The organism is Pseudomonas sp. NPDC086251, from assembly GCF_044746405.1.
GTDB lineage: Bacteria > Pseudomonadota > Gammaproteobacteria > Pseudomonadales > Pseudomonadaceae > Aquipseudomonas.
In genome coordinates, this window is the sequence record NZ_JBIVBY010000001.1 from 149,424 (window position 1) to 163,873 (window position 14,450).

The 14,450-nt window shown below is 61.6% G+C and carries 11 protein-coding genes; 1 reads left to right on the forward strand and 10 read right to left on the reverse strand.

What is annotated here, in order from left to right; all coding sequences use genetic code 11:
- Positions 1-46: 46 nt before the first annotated feature.
- The 10 genes from ACIPL2_RS00765 to ACIPL2_RS00810 all read right to left on the reverse strand — a co-directional run bounded on the left by ACIPL2_RS00765 (position 47) and on the right by ACIPL2_RS00810 (position 13,152).
- Positions 47-643: a glutathione S-transferase gene (locus tag ACIPL2_RS00765; RefSeq protein ID WP_401351967.1), complete on the reverse strand. Its 597-nt coding sequence runs from the start codon at positions 641-643 to the stop codon at positions 47-49.
- Positions 640-4,281 (reverse strand): AAA family ATPase, encoded by a 3,642-nt coding sequence (locus tag ACIPL2_RS00770; protein WP_401351969.1) that lies wholly within the window; start codon positions 4,279-4,281, stop codon positions 640-642. Before ACIPL2_RS00770 ends, ACIPL2_RS00765 begins: the two co-directional genes overlap by 4 nt.
- Entirely contained in the window at positions 4,278-5,522 is a 1,245-nt protein-coding gene (locus tag ACIPL2_RS00775; protein ID WP_401351972.1) for an exonuclease SbcCD subunit D C-terminal domain-containing protein, read from the reverse strand. Before ACIPL2_RS00775 ends, ACIPL2_RS00770 begins: the two co-directional genes overlap by 4 nt.
- A 179-nt stretch (positions 5,523-5,701) precedes the next feature.
- Positions 5,702-7,342, reverse strand: coding sequence for a BatD family protein (locus ACIPL2_RS00780; protein ID WP_401351975.1), 1,641 nt, complete (start codon positions 7,340-7,342; stop codon positions 5,702-5,704).
- Positions 7,339-9,069: a tetratricopeptide repeat protein gene (locus ACIPL2_RS00785; protein WP_401351978.1), complete on the reverse strand. Its 1,731-nt coding sequence runs from the start codon at positions 9,067-9,069 to the stop codon at positions 7,339-7,341. Before ACIPL2_RS00785 ends, ACIPL2_RS00780 begins: the two co-directional genes overlap by 4 nt.
- Positions 9,066-10,145 carry a vWA domain-containing protein gene (locus ACIPL2_RS00790; RefSeq protein ID WP_401351980.1) on the reverse strand — a complete coding sequence of 360 codons (1,080 nt, stop codon included), beginning with the start codon at positions 10,143-10,145 and terminating at the stop codon, positions 9,066-9,068. Before ACIPL2_RS00790 ends, ACIPL2_RS00785 begins: the two co-directional genes overlap by 4 nt.
- On the reverse strand, positions 10,138-10,632 hold the full coding sequence (locus ACIPL2_RS00795; protein ID WP_401351982.1) for a DUF4381 domain-containing protein: 495 nt from the start codon (positions 10,630-10,632) through the stop codon (positions 10,138-10,140). Before ACIPL2_RS00795 ends, ACIPL2_RS00790 begins: the two co-directional genes overlap by 8 nt.
- Positions 10,629-11,573, reverse strand: a complete 945-nt coding sequence (locus ACIPL2_RS00800) for a DUF58 domain-containing protein (RefSeq protein WP_059403501.1) — start codon at positions 11,571-11,573, stop codon at positions 10,629-10,631. Before ACIPL2_RS00800 ends, ACIPL2_RS00795 begins: the two co-directional genes overlap by 4 nt.
- Before the next feature lie 5 nt (positions 11,574-11,578).
- The gene (locus tag ACIPL2_RS00805) at positions 11,579-12,538 is read right to left on the reverse strand and encodes a MoxR family ATPase (RefSeq protein WP_008150800.1); all 960 of its coding nucleotides are present in this window, start codon (positions 12,536-12,538) and stop codon (positions 11,579-11,581) included.
- Between the two features lie 260 nt (positions 12,539-12,798).
- On the reverse strand, positions 12,799-13,152 hold the full coding sequence (locus tag ACIPL2_RS00810; RefSeq protein ID WP_401351986.1) for a hypothetical protein: 354 nt from the start codon (positions 13,150-13,152) through the stop codon (positions 12,799-12,801).
- Between the two features lie 172 nt (positions 13,153-13,324).
- Between ACIPL2_RS00810 and ACIPL2_RS00815 the strand changes: the two genes are divergently transcribed.
- Positions 13,325-14,395 (forward strand): RHS repeat-associated core domain-containing protein, encoded by a 1,071-nt coding sequence (locus tag ACIPL2_RS00815; protein WP_401351989.1) that lies wholly within the window; start codon positions 13,325-13,327, stop codon positions 14,393-14,395.
- The last annotated feature ends 55 nt before the right edge of the window (positions 14,396-14,450 follow it).

Below are 14,450 nucleotides of genomic sequence, written 5' to 3' on the forward strand. Positions count from 1 at the left end.
CCGCTAAAGGCTTCGCGGGCAAGCCTCGCTCCTACACAGGAAGTGGTTATTTTTGCATGATGCCGGTGAACAGGTCCGAGTCGAGGAATCGCTGTAGCCACGCCTGCAACCGCACGTATGGCGTCTGCGCGAACCACGCGCGATCGACATGGGCGAATTGCCGCACGAACGGCATCAACGCCACATCCGCCAGGCTCGGATGCGCCGCCAGCAAGTAGTCGCGCCCCTCCAGCAACTCATCGAGCTTGCGCAAAAATACCTCGCCCTCGGCGCGATAGAACGCCATCGGTTGCTCGGGATATCGCTCGGCGTACTTGTAGCGATTCAGATGCACCTTGAACGCCTGATCGTTCTCCTCGATCAGCGCGGCGATGCATGACTGCCCATGCGGATCATCCTTGAGCAGCCAATCCTGCGGATCGTTCTGCGCCAGGGCCCAGCGCATGATCTCCAGACTTTCATCGATCACCTGACCGTCGATACTCAGCACCGGCACCGTGCCTTTGCTCGACAGTGCGAGCATCTCGGCGGGTTTGGCCTTCAGGCTGACTTCGACAATGTCCAGCGTTACTCCGGCGTAGCGCAGGGCCATGCGCGCTCGCATGGCGTACGGGCAGCGGCGGAAGGAATACAGCGTGATCATTTCACCTCCAGGGTACTCAGGCCGTTGCCCTGACGGCGGACCTGAATCTGCACCGGAATCCGTTCATGCATTTCCTGTACGTGGGAAATCACCGCGACCTTGCGGCCCTGAGCCTGCAAGCCGTCGAGGGCGTCCATGGCCAGTTGCAGGGATTCCGGATCGAGGCTGCCGAAACCTTCGTCAATGAACAGAGATTCGATTTTCAACGTGCTCGACGCCATTGACGCCAGACCCAAGGCCAGCGCCAGAGACACCAGGAACGTTTCGCCACCGGACAACGAGTGCACCGAACGCAGCTCGTCGCCCATCTCGGTGTCCATCACCAGCAACCCGAGCATGCTGCCGCCACGTTTCAGGCGATAGCGTCGCACCAGTTGCCGCAGTTGGACGTTGGCATGATGCACCAGCAGGTCGAGGTTGTAGGCCTGGGCGATCTTGCGGAACGTGTCGCCGGTGGCCGAACCGATCAGCGCATTCAAGCGCGCCCAGCGCTGATACTCGGTGTAGGCGCTGGCGATCTGTTGCGCCAAGGCCTGATTGGCGTTTTGCCGGCGCTGGTCCTCGGCCTGTTCGGCGCGCAGTTCGGCGCAGCGGTGTTCGCTGGCGGCGGACTGGGTTTGCAGGTCTGCCAGCGTCGTCGCCAATTGCTCGGCGTCGAGATGACCGTTGTGTTGCGCCTGATGATTGAGCAGGACCTTATCGCGCTCCTGCAACAGGACCTTGGCTTGTTCGATGGCTTTTTCGCTGTGCTGCAACCGTTGCCTGAGTTCACTGACCTGCTGGTCGTCGACGCTCAGCAGGTCTTCCAGGCCGCCGTCATCCAGTTCTGGATGCAAGGCGCGCCAGTCGGCGATCTTGCCACTCAATTCGCGATCTTCCGATTCCAGCGCAATCAGGCGTTCTTGCTGCGCTTTCAGTTCCGCCGCCAGTTGCACCAGCCGCGTGCGCACGGTTTGCAGTTCCTGATTGGCCGCGGCTTCGGCAGCGCGCGCCTGTTCGACCGCCTGGTCCAGTTGCTGTTGCCACTGCTCGGCGCTGGCGTGTTCGCCGAGCAATTGCGACAGCTTCTCCTGGCAAGCGTGTTGCTGCTCGGCAAGGGCGGTGAACTGCTGCTGCGCGGCTTCCAGTTGCTGGGCGCGGGTCTGCTGGCGATCCTGTTCTTTCTCCAGTGTCTGCTGGCGTTGTAGCTGTTCGCTGAGCTCTTCGCGCTGCTGATCGAGCTGCTCCAGACGCTGGGCGATCTGCCCGTCGAGCTGCGTGAAAGTCGCCGCAGGTTCATTGCGCAACGCTTGCAGGGTGTCGGCCGGGAGCAGGTTGCTGAACGCTGTCAACTCTTCGTCCAGGCGCTGGCGATCACTGCTCAACTCACGTTGCTGGTTGGTCAGGTGCTGGGTCGCTTGCTGGCTCGCCGCTTCGGCGCTGCGCAGCTGCTGTTGAAGCCGCGCGGCATCCTGTTGCAGGGTGAGCAGGGCGGTTTGGCGTTGTTCGTCCTGCGTGATGCTCTGGTTCAACTGGCTGTTTTGTTGCGCGAGCCAGCTGTCGCGTTTGCTCGCGTCCTGGGCCAGCAGTTGCGTCGACAGCGGATGCGCTTCCAGGCTCGGCCCCAGGCTTTGCTGCTGAGCTGCGAGGTGTTCCTGTTGTTGCAGCAACTCCTTCTGCTGAGCAATCAAGCCACCGACTTCGGCACGCAGGTCGGTGAGCTTTTCTTTCAGCAGATCGACGGCTTTCTGGGCGTTGGCCTGTTCACTTTCATCATGCCGGCCGAGGCTTTGCAGCAGCGCTTCGGGTTGATGATAAGGATGGTCCGGGCTGCCGCAGACCGGGCACGGTTGATCGTCCTGCAACTGCGCGCGCAGTTCTTCGACGCTGGCACTGCGCGCCAGGCGCTGGCGTTCCAGCAATTCGCGGGTGACGGTCAGGGTCTGCTCGGCGACGGTCAGTTCGCTCTTGGTTTTCACCCCGTCCTGGGTCAAACGATCCCGTTCTTGCTGCGCGACGAGCTGGCGCTGCTGGAGTTCGGCGGCGCGTTTGTCCAGCTCTTGTTGACTGGCCCACAGCCGTGTCAGCTCTTCAAAGGCGCGCAATTGTTTGCGGTTGTCCTGCAACAGACTGCCAAGAATCTGCACCTGCTCGGCCACTGCTTCCGGTTCGGCACCGGCCTCTTTGTACAGCACTTCAAGGCTCTGGCGCTGGGTGGCCAGTGCTTCGGCGGCATCGCTCGCGCGCTGTTCCAAAGCGGCCAGTTCGGCCTGCCCCTGGTTCAGCCGATTGCCCACCAGCATCAGCTGTTGCAGGCGGTGGCGGTAGGCGTTCCAGGCGTCGCTCAATGGCGCCAGATGGCTGCTTTGTTCAAGCGCCCCGGCAATCCGTTGCAAGCGTTCGGTGACCTGTTTTTGTTGGTCGAGCAAACCTTGAATCGCGTTTTGGCCCTGGGTGCAGGCCAGTTCTGCCTGTTGTTTGCGTTCGGCACTGAGTGCCGCATCTTTGACCAGGCGGGCGAGGGTGCTTTGCTCTTCAAAGGCCTGACGCAGCAGCGGCACGCCTGTGGTGTGTTGGCTTTGCGCTTCGACGAGTGCGGTCTGCGCCGCGTTCAGGCTGTGTTCAAGCTGCGCCTGACGCGCGTGCAGTTCTGTTTGTTGTTGAGTGTGCAGTTGAATCTGCGCGGCCAACGGCGTGAGCTGGGCGACGAGTTCAGTCTTGCGGGCGAACTGGTGCCGCTGCGGCGCCAGTTGCTCCAGGCGGGTCAGCTTCAAGCGTTCGCCGGTGAGGCTTTCCCAGTGCAACTGAGCGCTGGTCAGCTGTTCGGTGGCGCTGAGTTGCGCATCCTGCAACTGCCGCAACTCCTTGAGCCAGGTGTGTTGCAGCTCCAGCTGTTTGAGCTGTGCCTGTTGAGTCTTGAGTTGCTGCTGAGCCTCGTTGAAGCGCTCGTCCAGTTCGGCGCGGGCTTCTGGCGACAGCGGCGTGACGCCGGTGGCCTGATCCTGCAACAGCTTGTGGGTTTCGCGCGCCTCTTTGGTCTTGTCGAAGGCGCGGCGACCGAGGCGGGTGTAGAGCGCCGTGTCGGTGAGTTTTTCCAGCAGCTCGCTGCGTTCGTTATCGTTGGCCTTGAGAAAGGCACTGAATTCGCTTTGGGCGAGCAGTACGGCACGGGTGAACTGCTCGAAGTTCAGGCCCAGGACGGATTCGAGCTGGGTTTTGAATTCGACTTTCTGACTGGCCAGCAATTGATCCAGATCGATGTCGCGCAAACTTTGACGGCTGGCTTGCAGCTTGCCGCCCGCCTTCTCGCGGGCGCGATTGGCTTCCCAGCGAGCGCGATAGCGGCGGCCATCGATGCCGACGAAATCCACTTCGGCAAAGCCTTCACCCGTGCCGCGACGCAGCAGCGTGCGCGGGTCACCGGTGCCGATTTCGCCATCGGCGTCCGGCGCTTTGGCCGACACTTGCGCATTGCTCAGTCGCGGCACGGCACCGAACAGCGCCAGGCACAAGGCATCGAGCAAGGTGCTTTTACCGGCGCCAGTAGGCCCGGTAATGGCGAACAAGCCGGCGCTGGCCAAAGGTTCAGCCGTGAAGTCGATGTCAAAAGGCCCGGCCAGTGAGGCGAGGTTTTTCAGGCGGATCGCGAGGATCTTCATGGTTGTTCGCTCTCCATCTGCACGTCCTGCAACAGCTCGGCAAAGTCCTTGAGGGTTTGCTCGTCGACCTCGCTGCCGTAGTTGTCCTGCCAGGCCCGGCTGAACAGTTCCTGGGGCGATAGCTGATCCAGTTCGATCAAGGTCGCGCCCACATCGACGCCCTCACGGCCGCCGTTGCCAGCGTACTCGGCGGCAATTCGCACCAGCCGTACGGCTTTGCCTTGCAGCGCGGTTTCCACTTGGTGACGCAGGTCCGGTTGCGGCTCGTCGAGACGCACACGGACTTCCAGCCAGGGTTGACGCTGCAGGTCGGCGAGCAAGTCGATGTTCGGCAGGTCCGCCAGTTGCAAGAGGATTTCCGCCAGCGGCGCGGGTCCGATCCGCTGCAGGTTCACCGCGCGCGGGATCAGTTTCGGTTCGACGCTGACCAGGGTTTCGCCCTTGAGTGTGATGTCGAGAATCTGATGCTGATAGCCAATCTCGGAGAACGACAACGGAATCGGCGAGCCGCTGTAGCGGATGCGCTCCTCGCCGTTGACCTTCTGCGGCTTGTGCAAGTGACCGAGGGCGACGTAGCTGATGCTCGGCCCGAACAAACTGGCGGGCAAGGCTTCGGCGTTGCCGATGATCAAGCTGCGCTCGGAGTCTTCGGACACCGAACCGCCGGCCATGTGCGCGTGACTGATGGCGATCAGCGCCTGGCCTGGTTTGCGTTTGGCGTTCGCCGCTTCGATCAGCCATTCATGAACCTGACCGATACCGCGCAGGTAGTTGTCGCCCAAGTGCGCGCCGGTCACTTCGGCCGGCCGCAGGAACGGCAGCGCCAGGCACCAGCCGGCGATTTCACCGCTGGCGTCCGGCAATGGCAGCAACAGGCGCTCGGCGTCCAGTTGTCCGTCATCCAGCCACAGCACACGGCCCAACGCATGAGTACGCAAGCGGCGCATCAACGGTGCGGGCAGTTCGATGCGCGAGCCGGAATCATGGTTGCCGGCAATCATCACGATGGTCAGCAAGGGTTGCTGCTCGTGAGCGCTGACGATGAAGTCGTAAAGGCGTTCCTGGGCTTTGACCGGCGGATTGACCGTGTCGAAGATATCGCCGGCAATCAGCAGCACGTCGGGCTGGTCCAGCTTCAGCTGACGCAGCAGCCAGTCGAGAAAACAGCCGTGCTCGAAATCGCGTTCCTGGCCGTGCAGGTTCTGCCCAAGGTGCCAGTCGGAGGTGTGAAACAGACGCAAGGCAAACTCCGTAGGAAATAAGGTAATGGCCGCGAGGAAAATGACAGCGGCGAAAAAGGAGAGAGTTTACTGGCAAACGGTCGGGAATGCCGAAAGGCGAAAAGATCGCAGCATTCGGCAGTTCCTACAGGTGTACGTATTCCCCTGTAGGCGCTGCCGAAGGCTGCGATCTTTTGATTTTATTTGGGGTATAGCGGCGGAAGGCCGCTGTCGCCCACCGGGTCCTGGACCCGTTCGGCAATCGGGATGGCCTTGATCGCCCGCCACAATTCCTCGCCTTGCCAATGCTGGCCGGTTTCGCTGTAGAGCGCGCCGTTCAGGCCGTCGAGGGCGTCGGACAGCGGGACGAAGCGGGCGGCCATGTCGGCCAGGGTTTCCGGTTGTTGCCGGGCCCAGGCGTCGAGGGCCTGGCGGGTAGCGTGGGGATCGTTGGCCTGGCAGGCACGCTTGAGATCGTCGAGCACGGTGCGCGGGCTTGGGCCGGTCTGCGCCGCCCGCAAGATCGCTGGCTGCCAGCGGGCGCGCCACCAGAGGCCGAAGCCGAGCAGGGTGGTGCACGCCAGGATCAGCGTGCTGAGCTTCCACCACCAGAGGGCTTCGTTGATAGCCGCGGCCGTGGCTTGAGGCGCGCCGGCCGGGGTGTCGATCATTAGGCTCGGATTGGTGGCCACCGGCAGGGTTCGGGCCGGCAGACTGCTGTGTTCCAGATGATCCTCGAAGGTGTTCCACCAGACCACGTCCACCGCCGGCAACTCAATGTCGCCGCTACGCGTCGGCACCAGCGCTTCACGGTCCTCGCGACTGCCAATCAAACCGCGCTCGGTGTTCTGGTTGCCCAGCACTGGTTGATCCGGGTAGCGCCGCAAGCCATTGATGTCGGTGGCCGGCAACGGCGGCAATTGCGAACTGGCCAGGCCTTCGGCTCTCAAGGTCAGGCTGCGGGTCAGTGAATCACCGACCTGGACGTGATCCGGTTCCGGGTTCCAGCTTTCGCTCAGGCTCAGGCTGCGGGCGGGCAGCCAAGGCAAGTCGGCGGGATAGCTGGCGGGTTTGGCCTTGACCGTCAGCAGGAGTTCCGAGGAGCTGACGCGCATCAACTTGCCCGATTTCGGCGCTTGGGTGGCGTTGTCCTGAGCGGGCTGTGCGTCGACCAGCGCGGCATTGAATATCTGCGCCGGAATGGTCAATACGCCGCTGTGTTGCGGATAGATCGCGTAGCGCATTTCGATCACGCCATGGCGCAGGCCGTTGATGGCTTTCTCGTAGGTCCGCGATTCGCCCAATTGTTCGATGCGAGCATCGGGGATCTGCAAGGGCGGCAGGCTGCTGTCGTCGTACAGCGAAACCGAATGGTAGATGCGCAAGGTCAGGACAGCCTGAGCCTGCACATACACGCTGTTTTGATCGAGGCTCGCATCGATGAACACGGGCGCGAGTTTGCTGGCGGTGTCCTGGGTTTCGCTCTCGATCACTTGCACGGTGATCGGCTGGCTCTGCACATCGCCCAATTGCAGCGGCGGAATCACCACGCTGCCGTTCTGCTTCGGCAGCAGGGTGATGATCCAGCGAGTGGTAGCACGGCTGTCGCCATTGAGGGTGGTCAACTGGTTGACCTGGCGTGTGCCGCGCACTTCGAACAGCGGCTCCAGTGGCGTCAGGTCAGGCTTGCCGAACTGTGTGACGTCGTCGGATTCCAGCGTCAGTTCGACCGTTTCGCCGGAGTTCAGGCGACTGCGATCGACGCTGGCGAGCAGCCCCGTAGCCTGGGCCTGAGCAGTCCAGATCAGCAGCGCGAGCGAGAAGGCGGTGAAGCGGTTCATCGAGTTTTTCCCTGATCCTGATGTTGTTGCTGTTCGTACCAGAATTTGCGTCGGAGCAATTCACCCGGATCATCCGGGATCTTGCGCAACCATTGCTCCAGCGCCTGGCGCTGTTCGCCGTCGATACTGCTGCTGGCCGGGCGCAAGGGCGGCGTGGTGTGCTGTTCATCCCCCAGTTCACTGCCGGGGACTTCGTTGGTACCCGGTTTCGGCGGCGCAGTGGACTGTTGCTCGGTGTCCGCTGTGGTTTGCTCGGCGTCGGTTTTCGGTTCGCCCGGTTGGGTGGCTGCGCCGGGTGGTGGTTCCTGCGCGGTGGCCTGGTTTTCCTCACCGGTGTTTTTGTCCGGTTCGACGGGCGGCGGTGTGTTTTTCTGCTTGATCAGGTTTTCCACCAGCGCCTTGTTGGTCAGGGCCGGGCGCAAATCCGGCTGGCGTTCCAGGGCCTGATCGTAAGCATCCAGCGCGGCTTCCAATTCACCGCTTTTGGCCAGGGCGTTGCCACGATTGTAGTGGGCATGGGCGTCATTGCCTTCGGCGAACCGCTGGGCGGCGCCACTGTAGTCGCCGGCTTCATAGAGCGCCACGCCTTGCCATTGGTGATCGTCGAAATGCGCTGCGGCTTCGGCTGGGCGTTTTTGCTTGAGCAAGTGCAGGCCCTGTTGATCGGGCCGCAGCCACAGGTCTTCGAAGTCGAAGGCATAGCTCGGTTGTGGCAGCAGGAACAGCAACGGCAGGCAGAACAGCCAGCCGCGCCGGCCAGCGCAGGCCGCCAGCAACAAAAGAGGCAGCAACAGCCAGTAACCCTGGTCGGCCCAGGTGTCGAGGCGCAGGATCTGGCCGTCGTGGCGCACGTTGCGCGGGCCGTCGAGCAAGCCGAGGGCACGCAAGTCGGTATCGCCCAGGCGCGCGTGGCGATAGCGTCCGTCCAGGCCATTGGCGAAGGCTTTCAGGCTCGGCTCGTCCAGGTGTGGCACCAGAATCGCGCCTTGTTCGTCCTTGAGGAAACTGCCGTCCTCGCGCGTAATGGGCGCACCTTCGGCGGTGCCGATACCGAGCATCAAAAACTGTGTCGCCTTACCGTCCAGCGCCCGGCGAATGCCTTGGCGTTCCTCTTCGGTCAGGGTTGAGCCGATCAGCAGAATCCGCCCGTCGCCAAGGGCGCCTTGCTCCAATAGCGCGAGGGCCTTGACCACCGCCAGATCGGCGCGATGACCGGCCTGCGGCATCAGCGACGGCTTCAGCGCATCCAGCAGGTTGCCGCTGGTGGACAGGTCATCGGACAGCGGCACCAGCGTGTGCGCGCTGCCGGCGTAGACAACGATGGCAGTCTGGGCGTCGCTGCGGTATTGCAGCAAGTCGAACAGCTTGCGTCGCGCCTGTTCCAGGCGGTTCGGCGCGACGTCGGTGGCGAGCATTTCCGGGGTCAGCTCCAGTATCACCACCAGCGGGTCGGCAGGTTTCTGACTGGTTTGCTCGACACGCTCCCAGCTCGGCCCCAGCAACGCCAGAAGGGTCAGCACCCACGCCACGCCCAGGGCGACCCAGGGCAATTTGCTGTCGCGACCGCTACCACCGCTGAGCAACGCCGCGTGGAAGGCCGGCGGCAAAATCATCTGCCAGCGCCCGGCGCGTTTCTGCCGGTGCCAGAGTTGCCAAAGCAACCAGCCGAGCACCGGCAACAGCAGCAGCCACCAGGGACGGAACCAGTAAGGCCAGAGCGCACTCATCGGCGCCTCCGCAGACGCAGGCGTTTAAGCCGTTGGCGCCAGTCAGGCAGTGGCGATTGCAGATACAGCTCCTTGGTGAACAGGCGTTGCAACGGGTTGTCCGGCCAGCGTTCACGGACCACCAGCAGCATGCTCAACAGCAACGCCATCGCCAAAGGCCAGTGGTACAACGCTTGCGCCGGGCGAGCCTGAGTCGGTTGCTGGGTTACCGGTTCCAGTTGGTCGAGGGTGGCTTTGATCGCCTGTAGTTCTTTGCCGTCGTGGGCGCGAAAGTACTGGCCACCGGTGGCTTGGGCGATGGCCTTCAAAGAAGCCTCATCGAGGTCCAGGCTCGGATTGACGCCGAGGAATCCCAGCGTGCCGCTTTGCTCCGGATCGGCGCCGATACCGATCGGGTAGATTTTCACCCCTTCAGTGGCTGCCAGTCGCGCCGCCGTGAGCGGGTCGATTTCGCCACCGTTGTTGGCGCCGTCGGTGACCAGAATCAGCACGCGGCTCTGTGCCGGGCGCATGCGCAGACGTTTGAGCGCCAGGCCAATGGCATCGCCGATGGCGGTGTTCTTGCCGGCGATGCCGATCCGCGCTTCGTCGAGCCACACGCGCACGGTGTGCCGATCAAACGTCAAGGGCGCTTGCAGATAAGCCTGGCTGCCGAACAGGATCAGGCCGACCCGATCGCCTTCGCGGCTTTCGAGGAAATCACCGAGCAAATGCTGGACCAGCGAAAGGCGGCTGACGTCTTCGTCCTGCCACTGCATGTCGGGAAAATCCATCGAGCCGGACACGTCCACGGCCACCAGCAGATCCCGGCCACTGGCGGCAATCGGCAGCGGTTCGCCGAGCCATTGCGGACGCGCCGCGGCGATCAGCAACAACAACCACAGCAGAATGAACGGCGCTTGTTGGCGCCAGGCCGGCAGGTTGGCGCGGGCACGGCGGCGGGCCAGGCCTTCGAGGTCGCTGAGGAAGCTGACTTTGAGCGCCGGCTCGCCGCTGTCGGCGACCGGCAGCACGACACGCAGCAGCCATGGCAGCGGCAGCAGGGCGAAAATCCACGGCCAAGCGAACTCAAACATGTTTGCGAATCCAGGTGTCGACGGCTTGCGTCAGGCCGGCGATGGCCTTGTCGTCGAGTTTGCATTCGGGTTTGTAAGCGCCTTCGACCAGCACCATCCAGCGGGTCAGGCCGGCAGCCGGGCAACGGTTATCGAGGAACGCCAGCCATTTGCGCCCGTTGAGGGTGTGGCTCTGGCTGTACGGATAATGGTTGCGGCACAGGCGCTTAAGCAAACCGTTGAGTTGCTGTAACCAGGCACCGGCCGGCGCGCCGTCATAGGGCTTGGGCATTAGCGCCAGTTCGGCCAGCGCGGCGACGCGCACCGGGTCCAAGGGTTGTTCGGCGCGCACGATGGGGCGTTTGCTCGGCAGGAAGCGGCGCAACTGCCATAGGCCGAAACCGATCAGCGGCAGCAATAACAGCAACAGCCACCAGCCCGGTGCCGGCGGCCAAAACTCGATGGGCGGCGGCGAAATCAACGGCTGCAGTTGATCGAGGCTGCTCATCGAGCTTTCCCCGGTTTCTGTGGGTTCAGGTACTCGCGCAGTTGCTCGACCATTTCACTCTGGGTGCTCAAAGGCATCAGCAACACGCGCAGCTTTTGTGCGAGCAATTCCCAGTGGGCGATCCGGGCTTCGGCTTGTGCGCGGTAGGTCTGGCGCAGGTCGTAATTCAGCGTGTCGAGTTCCAGTTGCGCGCCGCGTTCGGCGAATCGCAGCAGGCCAGCGGCGGGCAAGGCGTGATCGAGCGGGTCGGAGACCGGCAGCAGCAACAGGTCGCAATGACGTGACAACAGGCTCAGCTGTTGTTCGGCGCCTTCGGTCAGCGCGCGTTCGTCGCAGATGATGATCACCAGACTGCCGGGACGCAGCACTTCCCGGGCGCGGCGCAGGGCAATGTTGAAGGCATCGCGATCAGTTTCGCTTTCGGTGTGCAGCGACTGATTGACCCGCACCAGTCGGTTGAGCAATTGCAACAGGCTCTGTTTGCTGCGTCGCGGTTTGATCTCGTAGTGCTCGTTATCGCCGAACACCAGCCCGCCAACCCGGTCGTTATGACCGAGGGCGGCCCAGCCGATCAGGCTCGCGGCCTGGGCGGCAAGCACCGATTTGAACATCAGCCCCGAGCCGAAAAACAGCCGGCGGCTTTGCTCGACCATGATGAAAATCGGCCGCTCGCGCTCTTCGTGGAACAGCTTGGTGTGAGGCTCCTGGGTGCGCGCGGTGACGCGCCAGTCGATGCTTCGCACGTCATCGCCGGCCTGATAGACCCGCACCTGATCGAAGTCGACGCCACGGCCACGCAGCTTGGAGTGGTGCAGGCCGATCAGCGGGCTGCGCTGGCTCGGCGTGGAGAACAATTGCACTTCACGCACGCGATGACGCATCTCGATCAGCTCGGCGAGGCTGACACGGATGCCCGGTTCCGGCGGCAGGATCGCGTTCATCGGGGTCAAGCGACGGCTACGACGTCGAGAATCCGCTGGACCACCCGGTCCTGGTCAATCCCGGCGGCTTCGGCTTCAAAGGACAGAATGATGCGGTGACGCAGCACGTCGAACAGCACGGCTTGAATGTCTTCCGGACTGACGAAGTCGCGACCGGCGAGCCAGGCGTGGGCGCGGGCGCAGCGGTCGAGGGCAATCGAGCCACGGGGGCTGGCGCCGTAGGCGATCCATTCGGCCATCTCCGGGTCGAACTTGGCCGGGGTGCGCGTGGCCATGACCAGTTGCACCAGGTATTCCTCCACGGCGTCGGCCATGTACAGACCGAGGATTTCCTTGCGCGCAGCGAAAATGGCCTGCTGGCTGACGCGGCGTTCGGGCTTGGTTTCGCCGTTCAAGGCTTCGCCACGGGCCTGTTGCAGGATGCGGCGTTCGACGGCGGCGTCCGGAAAACCGATTTTCACGTGCATCAGGAAGCGGTCGAGCTGCGCTTCGGGCAGCGGGTACGTGCCTTCCTGCTCGATCGGGTTTTGCGTGGCCATCACCAGGAACAACGGCGACAGCTCGTAGGTGCTGCGCCCGACACTGACCTGACGCTCGCCCATGGCTTCAAGCAGCGCCGACTGAACCTTGGCCGGGGCGCGGTTGATTTCGTCCGCCAGCACCAGGTTGTGGAAGATCGGGCCTTGCTGGAACACGAAACTGCCGGTTTCCGGGCGATAGATCTCGGTGCCGGTGATGTCGGCCGGCAGCAGGTCAGGGGTGAACTGGATACGGTGGAACTGGGCTTCGATGCCTTCGGCGAGTTCTTTGATGGCCTTGGTCTTGGCCAGGCCGGGAGCGCCCTCGACCAGCATGTGGCCGTCGGCAAGCAGGGCGATGAGCAAGCGCTCGATGAGTTTTTCCTGGCCGAGAATCTGCGTTGAAAGAAAGGTTCGCAGCGCTAGCAGCGCTTCACGATGTTCCATCGATGACTGTTCCTGGAAAGGGTGACCGAAGACGTTCGAATAACGCCAGGGCTGGGGGCGTTACTTTAATCTATCGCGGGGGGCGGCGACTAACGGCATTTTGCGCAAAGTGCGGGAAATGATTGGCGATTTTGCAGGCGCTGGAGTGTTGTGGTGTTCTTTCGGGCCTCTTCGCGGGCAAGCCTCGCTCCTACAGTAACGAGGTGCCCGCGTACCTGTAGGAGCGAGGCTTGCCCGCGAAGGCGCCCGAAAGCACACCCTCAAAGCTCGCTAATGTACGTCCCGGTCCCCTTGAGAATGTTCTGCAATGTCTCTTCCACCTCGGCCAGATCGCTCGCATCGGTGCTGTGAATGATTTCCAGCGAATCATCACCATTCAGCGCATCGGCATCGCCAGCCGCGATTTCGATCAGCAGGCGGGTAGGGCTGAGGGTGACTTTCACCCCATCCAGCGTTGAAGGCTCGCCGTCGAGGGTGATTTCCAGCTCGTCTTCGTCGGGGTAGCGGGTCATCAGGAACATATCGCCCTGGTCGCTGTGGCAGGCGAGCATGGCCATGTTGTCTTCTTCGTCGTCGCACGGGTTGACGATCAAGAGGGAGGTGGTCATTTGCATGGAGGGGTTCCTGGCGCTGAGCGCGGTGTTGGCAGGCAAAGTGCGATTTTGCCAGCGTCGAAAGGATTTTGCTGAAGTGTATCGAACCTAGCACTTCTGCTAGTTGTTGTTCCTGGCAAAACAATCGACAGTAAAGGCCGTTTCCCTGATCCCGGTCTGTCGGAGATTCACCATGCCCACCCAAACGAAAGCCCCGATTATCCGATATCGATACGATGCTCAGGATCGGCTGGTCGGTCATGGTCAATCGGACACTGTCGAGCGTCAGCGCTTTTACGGTGATAGCCAGCTGACTACCGAGATAGACGGGGATGAGACACTGTCGATTGTTCAGCACGGCGACCAGTTGCTGGCACAACAACGACGTCAGGGGGGCGAGGTCCGCAACTCAGTGCTGGCCACGGACCTGCAGCGTTCTGTGCTGAGTGCGCAGCAAGCGAATTCACAACGAGCCATCGCCTATTCTCCCTACGGTTTTCACCTTTGCGATAGTGGGTTGGCCAGCGTGTTGGGCTTCAACGGTCAGCGACCGGAACCGGTAACCGGGCATTACTTGTTGGGTAATGGTTATCGGGCGTTTAATCCGGTGCTGATGCGGTTTAACAGTCCGGATAGTTTGAGTCCGTTTGGGAAGGGAGGGTTGAATGCCTATGGGTATTGCCTCGGAGATCCTGTTAATCGTAGTGATTCCACAGGCCGTATTTCTATAGGGCTAGGCGAACTTTTCTCAAGCCTGAGGACTTTTTACGAATCTTATATGGCAGGATATCCAGTTAAACCGGCAAGAAACGTTATCAGACTTTCTGAAAAAATATTTGCGTTCGAGGATACTTACAAGAACAAAACCAGGCTTACCTTTCAGGGCCATGGATCTCAGAAAACTCATCTTTTGAAATTTGACAAGCACAGAAGTATAGATGCTGCTGAGCTATATGAGGTTGCATCAAGTAAAGGCCTGCACGTTAAAAACTACGAGTATTTGCGTATAGCAGCGTGCTACTTGGGTGACCCAACAATTTTGCCTGGTGGCGATATCATTCCGTCGTTTGCTGAAAAATTTTCCGTGATTGCCAGCCGCCCAGTAAAAGCCTTTCAAGGTAGTCTCGATGGAGATGATGTGAGTAAGCTGTTTCCCGGTCTAGAGGTTGGAGGTTCTTCTAAACGCGTCAAGTATTTAGGGTTGTACAAAAAGAAGCACCCCTATAACCCTGTGATCTATGGAGCGAAAATAAGAACTTCGTAGATCATTTGATTTTGCATGCGAAACGTAATGTTGCAGTCTTCACATAAGACTGATC